The sequence below is a fragment of the Streptomyces sp. NPDC048171 genome, from assembly GCF_043202655.1.
Lineage (GTDB): Bacteria > Actinomycetota > Actinomycetes > Streptomycetales > Streptomycetaceae > Streptomyces.
Genome location: NZ_JBIDAU010000003.1, coordinates 1 through 18,402 on the forward strand (window position 1 = coordinate 1; position 18,402 = coordinate 18,402).

At 67.8% G+C, this 18,402-nt stretch carries 12 protein-coding genes; 7 read left to right on the forward strand and 5 right to left on the reverse strand.

Features of this window, described 5'->3' with window-relative positions; translation table 11 throughout:
* Positions 1 to 1,209 precede the first annotated feature (1,209 nt).
* Positions 1,210 to 1,758 (reverse strand): hypothetical protein, encoded by a 549-nt coding sequence (locus tag ACGF3J_RS08755; RefSeq protein WP_393853705.1) that lies wholly within the window; start codon positions 1,756 to 1,758, stop codon positions 1,210 to 1,212.
* Positions 1,759 to 2,262: 504 nt separating this feature from the next.
* Between ACGF3J_RS08755 and ACGF3J_RS08760 the strand changes: the two genes are divergently transcribed.
* The 3 genes from ACGF3J_RS08760 to ACGF3J_RS08770 are packed head-to-tail and all read left to right on the forward strand — an operon-like array spanning position 2,263 to position 7,048.
* Positions 2,263 to 2,976, forward strand: coding sequence for a hypothetical protein (locus ACGF3J_RS08760; RefSeq protein ID WP_393853706.1), 714 nt, complete (start codon positions 2,263 to 2,265; stop codon positions 2,974 to 2,976).
* The gene (locus tag ACGF3J_RS08765) at positions 2,969 to 4,942 is read left to right on the forward strand and encodes a hypothetical protein (RefSeq protein ID WP_393853707.1); all 1,974 of its coding nucleotides are present in this window, start codon (positions 2,969 to 2,971) and stop codon (positions 4,940 to 4,942) included. Before ACGF3J_RS08760 ends, ACGF3J_RS08765 begins: the two co-directional genes overlap by 8 nt.
* Before the next feature lie 30 nt (positions 4,943 to 4,972).
* Entirely contained in the window at positions 4,973 to 7,048 is a 2,076-nt protein-coding gene (locus tag ACGF3J_RS08770) for a hypothetical protein (protein ID WP_393853708.1), read from the forward strand.
* 132 nt (positions 7,049 to 7,180) lie between these two features.
* On the opposite strand, the gene ACGF3J_RS08775 is transcribed toward ACGF3J_RS08770, so the two are convergent.
* Complete coding sequence (locus tag ACGF3J_RS08775) at positions 7,181 to 8,725, reverse strand: N-6 DNA methylase (RefSeq protein ID WP_393853709.1); 1,545 nt, start codon at positions 8,723 to 8,725, stop codon at positions 7,181 to 7,183.
* Between the two features lie 108 nt (positions 8,726 to 8,833).
* Here ACGF3J_RS08775 and ACGF3J_RS08780 point away from each other — a divergent pair, with 108 nt between their 5' ends.
* From ACGF3J_RS08780 to ACGF3J_RS08795, 4 genes are read left to right on the forward strand one after another with little or no spacing between them, the layout of a single operon-like run.
* On the forward strand, positions 8,834 to 9,148 hold the full coding sequence (locus ACGF3J_RS08780) for a trypco2 family protein (protein ID WP_393853710.1): 315 nt from the start codon (positions 8,834 to 8,836) through the stop codon (positions 9,146 to 9,148).
* Between the two features lies 1 nt (position 9,149).
* A complete protein-coding gene (locus tag ACGF3J_RS08785) occupies positions 9,150 to 11,315 on the forward strand; it encodes a trypsin-like peptidase domain-containing protein (RefSeq protein WP_393853711.1) in 2,166 nt (721 codons plus the stop codon).
* Positions 11,312 to 12,307 carry an AAA family ATPase gene (locus tag ACGF3J_RS08790; RefSeq protein WP_393853712.1) on the forward strand — a complete coding sequence of 332 codons (996 nt, stop codon included), beginning with the start codon at positions 11,312 to 11,314 and terminating at the stop codon, positions 12,305 to 12,307. The genes ACGF3J_RS08785 and ACGF3J_RS08790 overlap by 4 nt, the downstream gene beginning before the upstream one ends.
* 27 nt (positions 12,308 to 12,334) lie before the next feature.
* Complete coding sequence (locus tag ACGF3J_RS08795; protein ID WP_393854031.1) at positions 12,335 to 15,685, forward strand: SAV_2336 N-terminal domain-related protein; 3,351 nt, start codon at positions 12,335 to 12,337, stop codon at positions 15,683 to 15,685.
* 140 nt (positions 15,686 to 15,825) lie between these two features.
* Here the strand turns inward: ACGF3J_RS08795 and ACGF3J_RS08800 are convergent, their stop codons facing one another.
* The 3 genes from ACGF3J_RS08800 to ACGF3J_RS08810 all read right to left on the reverse strand — a co-directional run bounded on the left by ACGF3J_RS08800 (position 15,826) and on the right by ACGF3J_RS08810 (position 18,360).
* Positions 15,826 to 16,056, reverse strand: a complete 231-nt coding sequence (locus tag ACGF3J_RS08800; protein ID WP_393853713.1) for a hypothetical protein — start codon at positions 16,054 to 16,056, stop codon at positions 15,826 to 15,828.
* A gap of 340 nt (positions 16,057 to 16,396) precedes the next feature.
* Positions 16,397 to 16,603, reverse strand: coding sequence for a hypothetical protein (locus ACGF3J_RS08805; protein WP_393853714.1), 207 nt, complete (start codon positions 16,601 to 16,603; stop codon positions 16,397 to 16,399).
* Between the two features lie 1,013 nt (positions 16,604 to 17,616).
* Positions 17,617 to 18,360, reverse strand: coding sequence for an AraC family transcriptional regulator (locus ACGF3J_RS08810; protein WP_393853715.1), 744 nt, complete (start codon positions 18,358 to 18,360; stop codon positions 17,617 to 17,619).
* Positions 18,361 to 18,402 lie beyond the last annotated feature (42 nt).

Genomic DNA, 18,402 nt, shown 5'->3' on the forward strand with positions numbered 1-18,402 from the left:
CACGATCCACGGCCGCGACTGACGGTTCCCCATGCCCATACATACGAGCAGAGAGGCCGACAGCCTCATGATCAGCAGCTTTTGTTAGAGCCAGTTAGACGTGAACCTGCTGGTCATGAACGACCCTCACAAGTATCGCGCCGACGCCGAGTCGCCACGGCCGCGCGAGCACGTGCACGACTGGTGATCGTCGGCTGCGCGGAAGCGTCTCCAGCGGACCGGAACGCGGTCATCGCCATCCAGATCAGATGACATCCGGATGACTTCTGCTGCCGTCGGCTGGAGGAAGAGGGTGCCGCCTGGGGGACGGCGGCCGGTGGAAGGTCGTCCGCTTCGCCACGATCGCCAACCCGTCGACGTTCGGTCCTGACCTCCTCGGCCGGAAAAACGGCGACCCGTTGCCGCAGCCGAAGATCCGCACGAAGAACCGGCGGGCGCTGCTCGCCTGGTGGGCCGATGTCAAAAGCCCGTCCAGCGTCCGCGACTGGCACTCCATGTTCCAGGGCGCCCACAGCCGACCTAAGGTGCCCTAGTCTCCCAAGACCTGCTGCGTCGCATCCGGGACGATGTCACCGCGGTGGAGCCGCAGAAGATCACCGTATCGGTCGATCCGTCCGGCGGCGGCCGGGACACCGTCGGTGTCATCGGTGGCTTCCTCGGCGACGACAACCGCGTGTGGGTGACGCACGACCGCTCGGCCGCCATGTCGTCGGCCGAGTGGTCCACCGCGGCGCGCCTCCTCGCGTACGAGTCGAACACAGCCGTGATCTACGTCGAAGGGCAACTACGGCCGCGACATGTGCGTGCTGGCCATCCGCACGTCCTGGAGACCCTCCAGCGGGAGGGCGTCATCCCGAAGGACGTGTTGATGCCGGGCATCGACATGGTGTTCGCGAAGCAAGGCAAACTGGTCGGGGCAGAGCCGATCGCCCACCAGATGGTGCAAGACCTTGTGCGACGCGGTATGTTCACCGACCCGGAGACCGAGTGGGCGACGTGGATGTCGACCGACCCGAACTCGCCCGGCCGGATCGACGCCTCGTGCGTCCTCGTCTACGGCCTGATCCCCGAGGCGAACAAGGGCGCCATCCTGCACGCCCCGCTGCCGATGGCCCCTCAGCGGGGACAGGTCGGCCGCTGGCCTCAAGCAGGCGGTGCGGCAGCGACCTACGAGCGCCGGATCGTGAAGCGACGGGAGGCGATGCGTTGTCACTCCTCCTTGGGCTCAGAGATAGCGTCGAGCATCGCCTGCGCCTCTGGTGTGACCTTCAGGCTCGGATTGTTCTTGACCGCGCGCTTCTCGGGCAGCCTGAGCGATTCCAACTGCTCGGCGGTGAGCGGCCCGCCGCTGCCTGCGGTGTACGCCTCCAAGAGCATGGCGGAGTATCGGTCTCTCTCCATCGTGATGACACGCTTTCGATACATGACCATGGCCAGTTCGACGAGCTTCAGCGCATCTCGCTCGTCCACCTCCCGTGCCACAGAGAGCAAGGTCCGCAGGTGCTCGGGCACCGTGTCATCGGGCCGAACGTCACACCACTGCTCGGCGACCAGTTCGCGGACGCGGCGTTCGGTGACCTCCAGAGCTTTGGCCAGGTACGGGAACAGGGCTGGCTCAGGAGGATTGTCGATCTCGGTCCAGTACATCTTGTTCCACCAGGTCACAGAGCGTTTGAAGTCGCAGTCGGCCGCCATCTGCTGGTACGTCTTGCCGCGCCGGTTCAACTCGGCGACACGGTAGGTGAATACGTTTGTCATGCGGAGAGCATCAGCAGAGGTTTACGTCCTGTCAACTCTCGTTGAGAGTGACGCTGCGTTCTGGTATTGCCCTTCGCACACGGCAGCGCGCCAGCAGGGCAAATCCTCACTTCACCACCACCGCACAGGGCCAGCCCGTGGGGTTTCTCGTCCTCCAGGAACAGGACCGGACCGAGCTGATCTCTTGTGCACAGGCGTCTCGTCTCTTGACGGAGGTGCGACGCGCACCCTCCCGCCGCCCGCGCCTTCATCCGCTGGCACCGCGACGCCGACCGCGACCCAAAGGCACTTCCCCAGGCGTTCGAGGACTGGGAGACCGAGACGATGCACCCCCACGGCTGGGCTCGTGCTCCCCAGCTCGAGCCTCCCGACAGCTCCGCTCCCCCACCCGGCCTCACACCGCGCGGACGAGGCTGAACACTCTCGAACGTGGCCTACGACCGACGCACAACCACTTCGTACGCGGAGGGTACAGGTACGGCTACCAGGCGATACCTTGGGGCGGTGGATCAAGGACTACCCAATCCCGAGGCCGCTGAGCGGGTGACGAGCCGGGAGCAGGATGCCGTGCGGCTCCTGCTGCTCATCGACGGGGCGTGTGAGCCCGTGTCCAACGTCGAGCGAGCTGACCCAGGACTGGAATCAGCTGTGGGAGTTGTTCGCACTCAGGTCCGCCTGCAGAAGCTGGACTTCTGGCTCCGCAATCCTGACTATCTCGCCGATGAGCTGCTGACGAAGTACGAGGCGACCACCGAGGCCCGCCTGCTGGAGTTGGCCGGCCGCATTCTGGATTCCGAGGAACCGGAGGTGCGGTGCTATCCGATGCTGCGGCACCACTTCGGGGCGTACGAACCGTTGGACGACGCTCTCGCCGTGCTGCGCAGTGCTGGTCTGGTGGCTCGTCGCCGCCGCGGAACCGTCAACCGGGTACGGCAGCACGACTACTTCCTGCTGGAAGCCGGGCGGACGGTCGCACGCGAGGCGATTCAGGAAGCACCCGCATTCCAGTACTACGTGGACCGGGTTCAGCTGGTGCTGGATCTGGCCGACGGACGTGGCGGTAACCAGCTGAAGAAACAGCAGTACCTGCAGCGCGAGTACGCCGAGGCCGCCTGCGGTGATCGGATCGGTTCGGTGCGCGTGCGAGCGCGAGCGCGGCTGGAAGTACTGCGCAAGCAGGCACAGGACGGGGATGCGGAAGCGGGGGACCATGGCTGAGGAAGTTGCGCTGGAGAATCGGATCGCCGCACGCGCGAAGGTGACGGTCGATGACGTCCGGGCGGTGTTCGAGTCCCAGGGCATTCCGCTGGGTGCGCCTCCCGCGCGGCCGCGGCCGTTGAGGATTCACCGGCTGCGTGTGGCGGGGGTGAGGACCGGAGCCCTTGAACCCGGCCCGTTCAACACCACGTTCAGGTTCGGCGACGGGCTGACCGCCCTGGTGGCATCGAACTTGCGTGGAAAGTCGAGTGTGCTGGAACTGGTGACGTGGTGTCTTCGGGGCACTCCGCGTGAGAAGAGCGGCGCCATCCACTGGCTGCGTGAGGTGGACCTCGACGCCACGGTTGCCGGCCAGGCCATGGCCTTCCGGCTGGACCTGGACAACGAGGAAATCACTTCCGCGGTCGCATTTACCGGGCCGGACCTGGCCGTGCTGGAGACTCTCCGTGCCCCGGACCCGGCGCAGGGAGTGCTGCCGCTGTTTCGCGCCGCGAGCTCGGAGAGCTATGCCGAACAGGTTCAGGCGCTGATGATGAAGTGGATGGACCTGCATCCTCTCGTCAGTGCCAAACAGGGGACGTCCGCGGTGGCGCACGGGTGGCCCGCCTACTTCGGGGCCCTGTACCTGCCGGCGGCCCGTTCCCCCGCGTTGCTGGGCGATCTACTCATGAGCGGTTTACCGGGACGCCTTCTGCAGGTGTTCCTCGACCTGCCGGCCGCCGGTGTGCTGACCAAGGTCAAAACGCAGGCGGAACTGATGGCCACGGCTCGTAAGCGTCGGCAGAGCGCAGCGAAAACGGCGCAGGAAGAGCGAACGGCGCAGCGCCAGCAGACCGAGGAGGACTTGACAGGCGCCCGTGCCCGCCTGGAGCAGCTGTCAGCAGGATCAGCTAGTTCCGATCAAGAGTCGTTGGCTGATCTGGCCGCGACCACGATGCGTCTGGCGACCTCGTGGGCGGACAGCCAACAGGCGTGGGACGACCTGATGCGGGTCCACCGGCAGGCCAAGGGGCAGCGGCAGCACGACGAGAAGTTGCTCAACGATGTCCGCGAAAGTGCGATCGCCCGCCGGCTGTTCCACGGTCTGGACCCCACAACGTGCCCGCGGTGCGATCAGGACATCGCTGCGGAACGGCGTCAGCTGGAGATCGAAGCACACAGCTGCGCCGTGTGCGCACGCCCCGTCGAGGGTGATGACGAGGACTCCGAAGACGTCCTGGCCGAGGCCGAAGAACGCGTCCAAACCAGCACCCAGGCCGAACAGGCGGCCAGGGAAGCATTGGAGCAGGCGGAGACCGAGCTCAATCGGCTGTCAGGCGGACTGAACGCGGCACAGGAGAAGCTGCGGCGGGCGGATTCGGCAGCCCGGGTGCCGGAATACGCCAAGGCTCGAGACGAAGTGCTGCGCCTCGAGGGCGCGTTGAGCGTTCTCCCCGAGCTGCCTGACTCTCCCAATGATCCGGCCGAGGAATTGGCGATCAAGGTGCTGCGTGCCGGGGCGAAGACACTGGAGGACGATCACGCGAAGGAAGCGGACAAGCTCTTCGCGGACCTCAACGAAGAGATTTCCGACCTGGGGCGCAAGTTCGGTTTCGCTGGCCTGGAGTCGGTGAGTATTGACCGCGCAGCGCACCTCGATGTGACCTCGGACGGCGGGCATGTGCGCAGCTTCACCGACCAGGTGCCCGGCGAACGGCTGAGACTGCGGATCGCCGTGATCGTGGCACTCCTGCGTGTGGGCGCGGCGCACCAGGTGTCCACGCACCCGGGTCTCCTGCTGATCGACAGTCCCAAGGCCGAAGAGATCCAGGATGTTGATATCCACCTCTTGCTGCAGGAACTGAACGCCGTGGCGGAGGCGAATCAGTTGCAGGTACTGGTCACGACCGCGGACTTCGGCCTGGCCCACGACGTTCTGCCTCCTCACAGGATCACCGAAGCGGCAGAAGGCCAGCCACTGTGGTGACACGAATATGAAGGTACAGGGAGAGGGGACATGACACGGCTCGCCGAGCGCCTCAGCGACCTGGCCACCACGGGAACCCGCACGATCACGTTTGAGGACATCGGCTTGCCCGCTGACACGGTGCTCGACCAAGTGCCTGAAGTCGCCGCCGGCCCACTTGCCCCCCTCTTGGCCGAAGCGATCGTTCACGCCTACGACGCCGCGGACGGCGCATGGAAGCAGGCAGGCGCCGCCTTTCCCTCAGGGTTCGCCCAGCAGAGCAGCGTCCTGGCCCTTACCTCGTCACTGGAAACCCTCCTGGGCAGCCCTGCCACTGCCAAGGCACTCGCCAACCCCCTAAACGGTGCACTCCTCGACGGGCTGACCGAACAGGTCGAGCGCGGTCCCCTCCTTGCCGCCGCCCGCCTGGAGGGCGCCGTCAGACTCGCCGCCTCCGACGCAGTCCGCCCCTACCAGGTCTGGGACATCCTCGAGGAACTACCGGCCGACGGGCCGGAGGACTTCCTCGAGCGTCTCCCCCGCGTCCTGGGCGTCGCACTGGACTGCTGGGCGCAGCAGGAATCCCGCGTCTCAACGGCCGTGCGGGAGCTGCTGCAGCATCTGTCCATCGACGAGGCCGCGGACGTCGACGCCTTGTTCGAGCTCGGCTGTGACCGCCTGCGGACTGCCCTGTCCTCAACCGACCTGGCCGATGTGAGCCGCCTCATCAGCGAAGCGCGCTCCCTCTTCGCCGCGGCCGAAGCGGCAGAAGAAGCCCGCGATGACGCCGCCGCGTACCTCGCCGTGTGTGACGCCATCCTCGGCTTCACCGCTCACAACGCCGATCAAGTGGCATCGGCTGCCGACAGGATCGAACGGGCCCTGGAGCGCCGTCGGGCCTGGCTGCACGGCACTCACCAGCCCGCATGGCTCCAGCCGCGCCAGGCCGCCGAGATCGCCTGGTCCCAACTCCTCCTACAGCTGCGGGCCGCTACGGAACAGTTTGCGGCCGACGTATGGATGGACTCCTGGCGGGCTGTCGATGCCGTCCTCGCCGCCTACCGAGCTGCCCGCACTGTCCAACCACTCGGCACCAGTCAACGGACCCGGGGTCTGGCCGCGCTGGTCGAGCCGGCCGTAGAAGACGGCTTCCTCCGCAAGGAGGCCTTCCTCAGTGCGCTGCGGCACGCCGCAACGCACCCCGAGGACCATCCCGGCCCGGTATTCGACGGCGCCACTGCGTCGGCAATCCTCGCCCGGATCGACGCTCGGGAATCTCATGAGACGTCCAGTAGCGACCAGGGTGACTCCGACAGCGAAGACCCGGACGCAGACGCGGGAAGAGAACGGCTCCATCGCATCGCACCGACCGTGCTTCGTAAACTTCCGCTCACTCGTGCCCTACGCCTCGCAGAAGGCCTCGACGATGCGGCTCTCGCCGCTGTCGAAGGCATCGCCTACGACAGCGATGTCGCCCGGCTGAAGGCCACCGACCCCGTCATCGTTCCCTTGCTCGACAGCTTCCTGGCCACGTTGTCTGAACATGAGACCTTCACGGGGGATGTCCGGCAGACCTTCACCGCCCTGCTCACCCAGACCCTGCTTTTCCTCAAAAGCCGCACCGACCTGGAACGCACCCACATTTTCGGCACCGGCAAGAAGGACGACCCGCCCTACGACTACCGCCGCAAGCCGGAAAAAGGACAGCGTGAGGCCAAAGAGGAAGACCTGCAGCGCGACTTCCACCAATGGCTGCTCAGCGGCCCCCTGCACAGCATTGTTCAGGTCGAGACGAACAACGTCGGCATGGGCCGCGCCGACGTCCTGGTCCAGTTCGGAGCGCTGCGCTACCTGACGGAGATGAAACAGGACCCCGACGACAACAGCCGTGCGCACATCGAGGGCAAGTACCTCACTCAGGAAGCCGAGTACAGCAATACCAACGCCCCCTTCGGGCAACTCCTCGTCCTCGATCTGACTCCCAAAACGAACAGCAGCGGCACCCTGCGCGTCGACGAGGTCACCTGGCTGGCCACCCACCGTCCCCGCGGCGCCACCACCGACCGGCTCGTCCTCGCTGGCGTCGTCACCGGCAACCGCCTCACGCCCTCCACCTACTCACGCTGACCGAGGTTCTTGCCCTGTTTCTGGGCGCTTCGCGGGAGCCAGGGCGGCCGCCACCCTTCGGAGCGCAAAGTCCCGGATGACGCGTGCCGGCGGCGCGGCCGGAGGGCCACCGGCACGTCGCATTGGAACGCCCTAGTCGAACAGGCCGTACAGATCCTTCGTCAACGCCGTGTGCTTCCCAGGGCCAGTCTCCAGGACCGCGTCCTCGCCGTGCCCGGTACCCACGTATCGCCCGGGAGTCAGCACGTACCCCTGCTCGCGCACCCTCGCGAGGTCTGCCGAGACACAGAAGCCGAGCTCGTCCCGGTAGGCCAGGCTGGCCTGACCGGCCCTGGAGGCACCACGCCACGCGCGGTAGGTGCCGGCGATCCTGGCCACGTCCGTGCCGTCCAGGTTCCGCCAGGTGCGATCGACCATCACACCGAGTCCGCTGGCGTCGATGAAGAGGATCTGGCCCTTGCGGTATGGGGAGCTGTGTGACGACCGGTTCCTGGCCAGCACCCAGAGGCAGGCCGGGATCGCTGTCGAACGGAACAGCTGTGGGGGCAACGCCACGATGCAGGCGACCAGGTCGTCTTCGATCAGCGCCCGCCTAATCTCCGCCTCGCCACGCCCCCGGAACAGGGACCCGTTCGCCAGGACGACGCAGGCGGTGCCCCTCTCGCCCAGTTTGAAGATCACGTGCTGGAGCCACGCGTAGTCGGCATTGTGCCTCGGGGGGACGCCATACACCCATCGGGGATCGTTCTCGTCCCGCGCCCAGTCCTTGATGTTGAACGGAGGCTGGGCCAGCACGAACTCGGCCTTGAGGCCAGGGTGTCTGTCGTGTGCGAGAGTGTCGTCCCAGCGCGCGCCGAGGTCGCCCTCGATGCCGTGGACGGCGAGATTCATCTTGGCCAGGCGCCAGGTCCGTTCATTGCACTCCTGACCGTGGACCGACGTGGTGGCTCGGTGATCGCCGCCCCGGTATCTCTCGACAAACCTGCTCGCCTCCACCAGCATGCCGCCCGAACCGCACGCCGGGTCGTACACACGTCCCTCGTACGGCTCCAGGAGCTCCACGACCAGGCGGGTGACGGAGTGTGGTGTGTAGAAGTCGCCGCCTTTCTTACCCTCCTGACCCGCGAAGTTGTCGAGGAAGTACTCGTACGCCTCGGCCGGTACGTCCTGTGGCCGGTCGGTCCCGGCGTCGCCGAAGCGGGCATCGCCGATGAGGTTCATGAGATCGGCCAGTTGCTCGTCGTCGCCGACCCGGGTGAAGACCTTCGGCAGGGCACCGGCCAGCGGGGTATTCTCCCGCATGATCGCGTCCATCGCGTCGTCGAGGCGCGCGCCGAGGCCCTGGGTCCGCGCGTTGGCGGCGATCGACGACCATCGAGCCCTCTCGGGCACCCAGACGGTTTGGGTACGGGTGTACTGGCCGGGGGCCTCGACGAATTCGGCAAGGCGGTCGGCGTCGACCCCGGCCGCGAGCAGCCGCTGCTCCAGCGCGGAACGATGCTCCTCGAACAGGTCGGAGGCGTACTTCAGAAAGAACAGACCGAGGAAGATCTCCTTGTACTCCGCGGCGTCGATGCGGCCGCGCAGCTTGTCCGCGGACTTCCAGAGGATGTCTTGGAGTTCCTGAGGGGAGGAGGCGCCTGGCTGGTCGGCGGGCTTCCTCTGGCGCGGTGGCATGGGGAGCGGACCATCTCCTTCGGCCCTGGGCGCCTTGAGGAAGAGGTAACGTGACGAGGCATCAGGGCATTGGTTGCCAGAAGAGTAACGGGGGCGCCGGGAATGGGGATGTCGAGTGTGGGGCTGGCTGCGGCCATCGAGGAGTTGCGGCAGGAGTTGTACCAGGCGCAGGCCCAGGGCTCCGACCAGCAGTTCGCGTTCGGCGTCGAAGAGGCCCAGCTGGAACTGCTGTTGGAGCTGCGCGACAGCGGCAAAGGCGACGGCAAGCTCTCCTTCGGCGTCGCGACCGTAGGCGTGGGCGGGGAGCGCTCCACGCTCCGGACCCACAAACTGACGCTGAGGCTGTCGGTCCGCGACCGTGCCGCCGGTGGGACCAGTCCCGACATCAGTGATGACGAGACCGAGCCCTGGGCCGAGGAGTGAGATGGATGAGCGCAGACTGGCGCTGATTCGCAGCGGCACGGTGCGACAGCGCCATAGCACCGGCTCCGGCTATCTGATCGCCCCGCGTCTCGTACTCACCGCCTGCCATGTGCTCGCGGACAAAAACACCGGCTCTCACTGGCCGGAGATCCACGTGTGGGTGGGGCATCCCCGCGTGGGCGGCGTCGTGAGCACCAGGGCTGAGGTCCTCTGGACACACCCGCAGGGCCTAGACGTTGCGCTCCTGCGTCTTCACGACGAGGTGGACGTGATGGGATCCGTCCGATGGGGCCGTCCCGTCGGCAAGGCCCCGCTGCGGTACGAAGGGCTGGGCTTCCCCTTGGCCAGCGCGGGCGAGGACCGCGGCGCAGAGCACCTGCGAGGGGAGCTTGCCCCGCTGTCCACGGGCTCACGAGGCCTCTACGTTCTCGACCAGAAGCCGGCTCCCGACCCTCGTGACGACGGCCGCAAACCCTGGGGAGGGTCCTCCGGAGCGGCAGTCTTCTGCGAGGACCACATCGTCGCAGTGGTCGTCCAGGACTGTCAGTCGTACGGAAACCGCCGTCTGCTTGCCTGCCCGGCCGGGGCCTTCACACAGGACAGCGGCTTCGACAGCATCCTGCGGCAGTACACCGACGGCCCGCCACGGCTCGCCGAGATCGGCGCTCCCCTGCCGAAGGCTCCACCTGCAGCCGAACGCACTCAGACCGAGAAAAATATCGAGCAGTCGCTGTGGCCAATCCTCGGCGCCCCGGGCGCCTGCTCGGCTCACGCCCGTGCCCTCGCGGACCAGTTGGGTATGCGAGTCCCCGCCGACTACGCGCCGTCCCTGCCCGACCTCGTGGCCCTGGTCACGGCACATCCTCGGGCCCTGGCCTCCCTCAGCGGCACCCTGGCTGCGACGATCAGCGACGAAGGCGACCGCACCCGGCTGACCTCTCTCCTCTCCCACGCGCGGGCTTCCGGATTCGGTTCCCTGCTTTCTCTGGAGGAGCACGAGTGCCTTGTGGACCTGCTGCGCGGCATCTGCAAGGAACACCCCACGTTGCTGCCGCGCGCCGCCCGCGAGGCCTTGCGGTACGCCTGTCTGCCCGAGCCGCTCTCACGTACCCATCTGCCGGTCGACGACCTCGAACAGGTCGTCGACGAGTTGGAGGCTATGGCCGACAGCGAGCATGTGCCGGACGGGACCTCGCCGGTACCGGCCCTACTGCGGCTGACCGAGTACGTGGCGGTGGCCGTCGCGGGCGAGGGCTCCTCCGTACTGCGTGACTGGTCCACCAGGGTGGCCGACCGGATCGGCATCCATCCGACGGCCCTCAACGAGCGGCGCACCGACGCCCGCCAGTGGGTGGCCCGGCAGACATCACCGGTAGCACGCGTGGTGCTGGACCTGGCCGCCGATCACGACGCCCCGGACGAACGGTATGTCTGCCGGGTCCTCCTCGCCCGCCAGGACGGCACGCACACCGTGCTGCGAGAGCCGGAGACCGTGTCGAAGACACCGGAGGAAGCGGCTCGTCATCTGCGTGAGGCGGTGGAATGCGCGGCCGACGAACCCGGCCAAGAACATCATGTCCCCTGGGTGACGGTGCTGGTCGACCGGCAGGGACTTCACCTGGCCGTGGACGAGTGGAACCCGGGAGCGCCCAACGAGTTCGTTCCCGAACAGCCCCTCGGAGTGGAGTTCCGCCTGACACTGAGCTGCCCCGAGATGAGCTACTTCGCGCGGGGTCGCGACCGAGAGCAGCGCCGCCGCTGGGCCAGTGGTGACCAGGTACCGCTGGTCGCCGACCGGAACTGCGACAGTCCGCGGCGGCTTACCCGACTGCTCCAGAACAGTCACCGGGACTCCGCCCGCGTGATCCTCCACGGTCCTCGTGACCAAAGGACCCAACTGCTCCAGGCGTGTCTCGCGCTGGGTGTCCCGGTGGTCCTCTGGGACCGTGAGGCCAACTGCTACGAGGACGCCACAAGGCTGCAGCGGCTGGACCCCACCGGCCCGCTCGCCGACCTCCCCGAGCGCGTCCGCCGAGTCCGGGGCGAGGTCTTCGACTCCGAGGAAGCGGCCCTCCCCCGCCCTGCTCTGGTGTGGGAGGAAGGCCATCACCCTGAGCCTCGGTCGCTGCAACTGAGGGACCCCAGGAAAGGAACTCACGCCTCATGACGACGACAGAGCCAGGGCCCGGCCAGCGTCCCGCGCCGCCCGACAGCGCCTGGCGGCTGTTCCGCGGCGACGGGGACTCTCGCGAGGTCGCGTTCCCTCCGCCGCCGCCGTGGCGCCGATTCGACCCTGACGAGCCGTCGCCGGGTGGTCAGGCCGCCCGTCCCCGGCCCTACCTCATCGGCGGCGACGAGGCCGACGTCGTCAACGCGGCGCTCCATCTGCGCCGGCCCCTGCTGGTGACCGGCCACCCCGGGACCGGCAAGTCCTCCCTCGCGCACGCCATCGCGCACGAGCTCGCTCTCGGCCGCGTCCTGCGCTGGCCCATCAACAGCCGTTCCACCCTGCAGGACGCCCTCTACCAGTACGACGCCGTCGGCCGGCTGCGTGAGGCGGGTCTACGTCGCGACTCGGGCGACGAGGAGCCGGGCATCGGCAAGTACGTTCGCCTCGGTCCTCTGGGCAACGCCCTGGTTCCCCGGGAACGGCCCAGGGTGCTGCTGATCGATGAGCTGGACAAGGGCGACGTCGATCTGCCCAATGACCTGCTCACGGTCTTTGAGGAAGGCGAGTTCGACATCCCAGAACTCACCCGCCTGCCCGAGGACCACACTCCGGTGCATGTCCAGACCGACGACCCGGACGATCCCGCACTCGTCCCGCGGGGCCGACTCCGCTGCAGAGAGTTTCCCGTCGTGATCATCACCAGCAACGGCGAGCGCGACTTCCCGCCCGCCTTCCTCAGGCGCTGCGTGCGTCTCGACCTCCCCGAGCCCGACGAGCACCGTCTGCGGGACATCATCGGCGCACACCTCGGCCCGGACGCCCTGGGCGACGTCGACGACCTGCTGGAAGAGTTCCTGAGCCGCCGCGCCCCCGGCGAACTCGCCACCGACCAGCTCCTCAACGCGGTATTCCTCCGCAAGGGGGGCGTCGACCTCGACGCGGGCTCCTTGCTCGATGCCGTTCTGCACCAACTCGGCGGAGCCGTGTAGGACATGATCCGGCGTCTGAGAGATGTCATGGCTCGCAGCGGGGTGGACCTCTCACATGAGGAACTCCTCGACGTCCTATGGCTCGCCGGCAGCCTGCCCCGGGACATCGCCCCGCTGGCCCGGGCCGGTGTGCCCGCTTCACGCCCGGGGCAGCCCGACCCCGGCCACCGGAGCCCTTCGCCTATTCCTCAGGGCTCCGCCCCTGCGGCCGGCCCGTCGGCCCTAGCGCCACCAGAGGATCCTCAGCCCGACCATCCGATCCACGCCGCATCGGAGACGAACGAAAGCGGGGTTCGGTACCTCACGCCGCGCAGGGCGTTCGCGGTCCGGGCTCCGGACAGCCGCGTTCTCGGTGCCCGGGGCCTCCGGCTCGGCAAGTCCCTCCGCCCGCTGCGGCAGCGCTTCCCTGACCCTCGCCGCCAAGAGCTCGACATCGCGCAGACGGTGACTGCCATGGCCGAGACCGGTCTACCGGAAACCGTCACCCGCCCGGCCAGAACCCGCTGGCTCTCCCTCGTCCTCCTGGTCGACGACGGCGTCTCCATGGTTCTCTGGCAACGTCTCGCCGCTGAAGTTCGCACCCTCATGGAGCGTGCGGGAGCGTTTCGTGACGTCCGTATCCACGGGCTCGACACCCGCAGCCCGCGTGCCCCGCTCCTGAGCGCCCGCCCCTTCCAGGGTAGGGGACCCTATCAATCGCCCACGAGTGTGAGCGACCCCACCGGAGACACACTCATTCTCGTCGTCAGCGACGGCGTCGGCGAAGCCTGGTGGGACGGCCGGATGCGCCAGGCGATGGAGTTCTGGGCGCGCCGCGGTCCCACCGCCATCGTCCATGCGCTGCCCACCCGTCTCTGGGCAAGCTCCGGCATCACGGCACAACGGTGGCAGGTCACCAGCCACCGCCGCGGCGGCCCGACCACCGTCTGGCACCTCAACGACCCGGTGCTGCCCCCCGACCTGGTCAGCTTCGACTCCGTTCCGGTGCCCGTCCTCGAACCCTCGCCCACCGCCATCGCCGACTGGGCCAGGCTGGTCGCCTCACCCGGCACCACCACACTGCTCCCTGTGTGGCACAGCGTTGAACCCCTCGAAGACCACCACTTCACGGACACCCGCCACGGCGACGAAGCCCAGGCCGTCCTGCGCTTCCGGGACGCCGCATCCCCCGAGGCATACCGCCTCGCGGGCCACCTGGCAGCCGTCGCGCCTCTCACCCCACCAGTGATGCGCCTGATCCAGGACGCAGTCGGAGCGCCCACGGACAGCGGACACATCGTCGAGGTCTTCCTGGGCGGCCTGATGCGTCAAGTCAAGGCCGACGGTCTGCCCCGCCTTCCCCATCACCAGCTCTTCGACTTCACCGAGGTAGCCCGCCGGATCCTTCTTGGCGCGGTCTCACCCACCGAGTTGCTGCGCACCACCCAGGCCGTCGCCGGCTTTATGGAGGCCGCTGCCGGCCGCGCCCCGCACTTCCCGGCTTGGGTCGGCCACCCCGACGGGTCCGCCGTGATCGGGGAGGCCGGGCGATCGTTCGGCTGGCTCAAAGAACGGTTGCTGAGGCGACTTGGAGTACCGCCACCCAGCACCGTACCGACGGACACCTCGCCGACACGACCCTCGGAACTGGCAGCCGCCGACCTCGGCGGCGCGGCCGGGGCGCCGGAGGCCCAGCCCGCCGACGTGCCGCCGGGCTGGTCGCCGCTCCTGCCGCGAGACCCTCACCGCCTTGGTCCCTACCGGCTCTTCGCCCGTAACGACCGGGGCTGGGTCAACATGGTCATGTACCTGGCCCTGAACGAAGCCGGCGAAACCGTGACGGTGCGAGCGCCCGCTCCCCTGTACTCTTTGGCCCCGGGCGAGGCCAGGGAACTCATCACTACGGAGGCGGACTGCCTGGCCCGTATGAGCGGCGTTCACGCTCCACGATTGCTGCGGTCCCGTACCGACGACACCGAGGAACCCCCTTGGCTGGCCGCCACCTTTGTTCGCCGTCGCGACGACGATAGAGGCTCCGGCCCCGCGCCGAATCTGCGTGCCGCCATCAGGGAGCGAAAGAGGCCGGTCGGCAACGGTCTCTTCTGGCGGGTCGGACGTGACCTGGCCCGCGCCGTGAGCCGCGCGCACAGCCTCGGCCTGGCGCACGGGGCGCTCGTACCGAAGACCGTCCTGGTCACCGACCACGACGTACAGCTGATCGGCTGGATCACGGCGACCCGGGACGGTGTTCACAGCGACTACCGGCGCTTGTTCCCCCGGGGCGAGACCTGTTTCCAGGCGCCTGACGACATCGCCGGGCCAACCAGGGAAAGCGACATGTACTCCGTGGGAGCTCTGCTCCTCGCATGCGCCACGGGGCGATGGACGGACCTCGCAGCAGACGCCGAACTGCGCCAGGCCCTCGAGGAATTGGAGGTTGAGGCCCCGATTGCCGAAGCGTTGTGGAGATGCCTCGACCCCAGCCCCGCCGACAGGCCGACGGCCGACGAGTTGGTCGAAGTCTTCACTGAGGTTCTCGGCGACCCGGCTGACGCTCGAGATGAGGACGGCCTCGTCGCGATCACCGTAAGAAGGTACAGGGAGCTGGCGCGGCAGGACCCCGATGCCTACCGTTTCGACCTCGCCAGAGCTTTGAACAACCTGTCCAACCGGCTCAGTGAGAGCGGCCGGAGCGAGGAAGCTCTGGCCGCGATCACCGAAGCGGTCGACCTGTACCGGGAAGCAGCCCCGCTAAACCCCACCAGCGTCCGCTCCGACCTGGCCAGATACCTGAGCAACCTCTCTGTCCGCTTGGGCGATGTGGGCCGGAGTGAGGAGGCTCTGGCCGCGATCACCGAAGCCGTGACGTTCTACCGGGATTCGGTGAGTGAGAACTTGGACGTCTCACGCGCTGACCTCGCCACAACACTAAACAACATGTCCAACCGGCTCAGTGAGAGCGGCCGGAGCGAGGAAGCTCTGGCCGCGATCACCGAAGCGGTCGACCTGTACCGGGAAGCAGCCCCGCTAAACCCCACCGACGGCCGTCCCGGCCTCGCCAGAGCTTTGAACAACCTGTCCAACCGGCTCAGTGAGAGCGGCCGGAGCGAGGAAGCTCTGGCCGCGATCACCGAAGCGGTCGACCTGTACCGGGAAGCAGCCCCGCTAAACCCCACCGACGGCCGTCCCGGCCTCGCCTCTAGCCTGAACAACCTCGCTGTCCGGCTGGGTGAGAGGGGCCGGAGGGAAGAAGCCCTGGCCGCAGTCGCCGAGGCTGTGGAGATCCGGCGGCATTTGGCCGAGGTGCGACCCGAGCTCCATGAAGCGGATCTGCAGCAGTCGCTCAAGGTCAGTTCCTGGCTGAGGAAGGGCGGTGGGCGGGCGTCGGCCGGCAGTTAGGGATCTTCAATGGATGAGGTCACGGCGGTCCGTCGAGTCCGGTCTTGACATGAGGTTTCCCGAGGCCGAGGGGCTGGTGCACGGCATTCGGCGGGCTACCGGCGGAAGGCGACGGGGAGGGCCGGCGAGGACTGGCGGTCTCATCTGAGCTCGACGGTGTACCAGTCTCCCGGGAACTCCCATCCGTCGGTGCCTTCGCCGATGTCCTCCACGATGACGTCGTCGATGAAGTGATCTTCGAACTCCTCGTCGGTGAGTTCACCGGCGAGCCAGAGCTCCTCGATCTCGTCCCAGTTGCCCTGGCTGCCATCGAGCCGCAAGGGCGCAGCGTCCACGGTGCCGCGGGTGCGCTCGTCGTCCCCTGTTTTCACGACGCCGCTGATCTCGTACTGGCCCCGCTTGATGTGGCCGGGGATCGGGTAGCGGGGACGGTGGCGGCGTTCTCGTAGGCGGTGTGGATGATGTCCACGTAGCTGCGGCGGACGTTGCACTCGGAGTCGGACAACCAGTTGATGAGGGTCTTGGTCGTGACGTGGAGGCCGGCGTCCGCGAGGGCCTGCTGCCCGCGGTGCGTCGCGGTTAGCTGGCTGAGCTGGGCGTGCCGGTGCTTGGCGTTGTACGACGACAGCCGGTGGCGGGGGGTGACCTGGGAGCGCAGGAGGTCGTTGAGGGCGGCGCCCAGGGAGTCGCCGCGGCCTGTGGGGCTGGCCCTCAGTCGTCACCCTCGGGAATCATCTGGCCGGGCTGGACGAACTTGGCCTTGACTTCGCCGAAGCCGGTCCCGATCCGGTACGTGGCGGTGCCGTCCGGCGCCCAGAAGACGGCCGCGTCGACGTTGCGCAGCGCCAGGAGCTGGTGGCCTTCCTGGACGGCCCTGAAGGCCACGCTCCAGTGACGGACGGACGCCTCGGCGACCATGATGAGGATCTCTGAATTCGGCCAGGGGTACTCGTCATCCCACTCGGTCTGGCCGTCAGTTTCAGCATCGGGATTCGCAAGCCCGGCAGATAGGGCCAACGGACTGCAGCAGCGCGGTGAATTGCGGTGACATAAAGCATCGATGGCAAGGAACGGGCGGCAGGCCGTGGCGCAGCAAAGTCCTCGGCGGTGACGTGTGTCAGGCTGGCGACCGCCGTCTCTGGCAATGCCGCGGCGGTCGCTCCAATGTTGCAGACACCTCCAAAGGCGTTGCGATTTGCAGGGGGGAGGGCTACGTCCTGGTTGGCCGAGAAGAGTTCCCAGGCCACATGCTGCGCAGCGGCCGTAAGACGCGCGTCGTCTCCGTGTCCTTGCTTCGGGTACTCGAGAGAGGAGGACCCGAGTGCGACGGTGCCCACACCGGACGCTGCAGCCCACCTACTCAGAAGCCCCGCCGGGCCGCACCTGCGGGACTCCTCATCGCACGCCGCTCGCACACGCCTATCACCGACTGCGTCGACTCCCCCGGACCAGAATGCCCTGACCTGGCATTATGCACTCATCTTGGACTGGGCTGGACGCCGATGGACGGTCTCTACAACCTGTGCCATGTGGTGCCGAGGGACGGCCCCAGGATCAGGACCGGTAGGTGTTCTGGCCCGTCAAAGCGGTACTGCAGCGTCTCGGTCTTGTCTTCGGTCACGGGTTCACACCTTCATCTGTCACGATCTTTCACACACCCCCCGCGAGACCTCCCCATGCCTCCGCCGCTGGACGCAGGTCCGCCACGTCCGGCTCCACGTACCACTTCTTCGCCGTCTTCACGTTCGGGTGCCCGGCCCACCGTGCGAGCAGGTCATCCGGCACACCGTTGTCGTCGAGGTACGTGAGGCAGGACGCCCGAGCATCGTACAGACGGACCCTGCGAAGGCCGTTTTCGTCCATGGGGGCGAGGCGCCAGGCGCCGTGTCCGACAGCGGATCTGACGGTTCGTGCGCAGACCGGGCGCGTGGTCAGGTGGTGGGGCGGGTGCCGGGGGTGTGGCCGAAGGTGCGGCGGAAGACGTCGATGAAGGTGCTGGCGGACGACCAGCCGCAGCGGTGGGCGACGGTGGTGACGGGGGTGTCGTCGGCCAGGAGGATCAGGGCGTGGTGGAGCCTGATCTGGGTGCGCCACTGCGGGTAGGTGAGGCCGAGGTCGTCGCGGAGGCGGCGGGAGAGGGTGCGGGCGCCGGCGCCGATCCGGCGTCCGTGGTCCTCGAGCGAGCGGTTGTCGGCCGGGTCGGTGCGCAGGATGTCGTGCAGTGCGCGGAGCAGGGGGTCGGTGGGGGCCGGCAGGTGAAGGGGCTGTTCGCGGGAGAGGGTGAGCTGGTCGAGCATGACGGCGCGTATCCGGTGGCGGGGTGGGGTGTCGTCGTCGGGGTCGCGGGTGTAGGTGACGATGAGTTCGCGCAGGAGGGGGCTGACGGCGAGGACGGCGGGTGTGTCCAGGCCGAGGGGGTTGTCCGAGGTGGGCAGGCCGACGAGGTGGAGGTCGAGTCCGCCGTGGGCCTGGTGCCGGTGGACGGTGCCGGCGGGGATCCAGAGCGCGCGGGTGGCGGGAGCGATCCAGGAACCGGCGTCGGTGGTCACCGCGATCACGCCGCGGCTGGCGTAGACGATCTGGTGGTCGTCGTGGCGGTGCGCGTGGATCTCGCCGCCGGAGGCCAGGTGCTGGGTCCGGGTCGGCGCGACAGCCGTGTGGCGGATTTCCTGCATCACCTGGCAATCTATCGGAAGCGCGACACGGGGTGCCGCTCC

Bases quoted from the DNA above. Each gene is read 5' to 3' on its own strand.
- ACGF3J_RS08775 (WP_393853709.1), bottom strand. From the start codon at position 8,725: ATGCCACCGCGCCAGAGGAAGCCCGCCGACCAGCCAGGCGCCTCCTCC.
- ACGF3J_RS08765 (WP_393853707.1), top strand. From the start codon at position 2,969: ATGGCTGAGGAAGTTGCGCTGGAGAATCGGATCGCCGCACGCGCGAAG.
- ACGF3J_RS08770 (WP_393853708.1), top strand. From the start codon at position 4,973: ATGACACGGCTCGCCGAGCGCCTCAGCGACCTGGCCACCACGGGAACC.
- ACGF3J_RS08805 (WP_393853714.1), bottom strand. From the start codon at position 16,603: ATGGTCGCCGAGGCGTCCGTCCGTCACTGGAGCGTGGCCTTCAGGGCC.
- ACGF3J_RS08780 (WP_393853710.1), top strand. From the start codon at position 8,834: ATGTCGAGTGTGGGGCTGGCTGCGGCCATCGAGGAGTTGCGGCAGGAG.
- ACGF3J_RS08785 (WP_393853711.1), top strand. From the start codon at position 9,150: ATGGATGAGCGCAGACTGGCGCTGATTCGCAGCGGCACGGTGCGACAG.
- ACGF3J_RS08755 (WP_393853705.1), bottom strand. From the start codon at position 1,758: ATGACAAACGTATTCACCTACCGTGTCGCCGAGTTGAACCGGCGCGGC.
- ACGF3J_RS08810 (WP_393853715.1), bottom strand. From the start codon at position 18,360: ATGCAGGAAATCCGCCACACGGCTGTCGCGCCGACCCGGACCCAGCAC.
- ACGF3J_RS08790 (WP_393853712.1), top strand. From the start codon at position 11,312: ATGACGACGACAGAGCCAGGGCCCGGCCAGCGTCCCGCGCCGCCCGAC.
- ACGF3J_RS08795 (WP_393854031.1), top strand. From the start codon at position 12,335: ATGGCTCGCAGCGGGGTGGACCTCTCACATGAGGAACTCCTCGACGTC.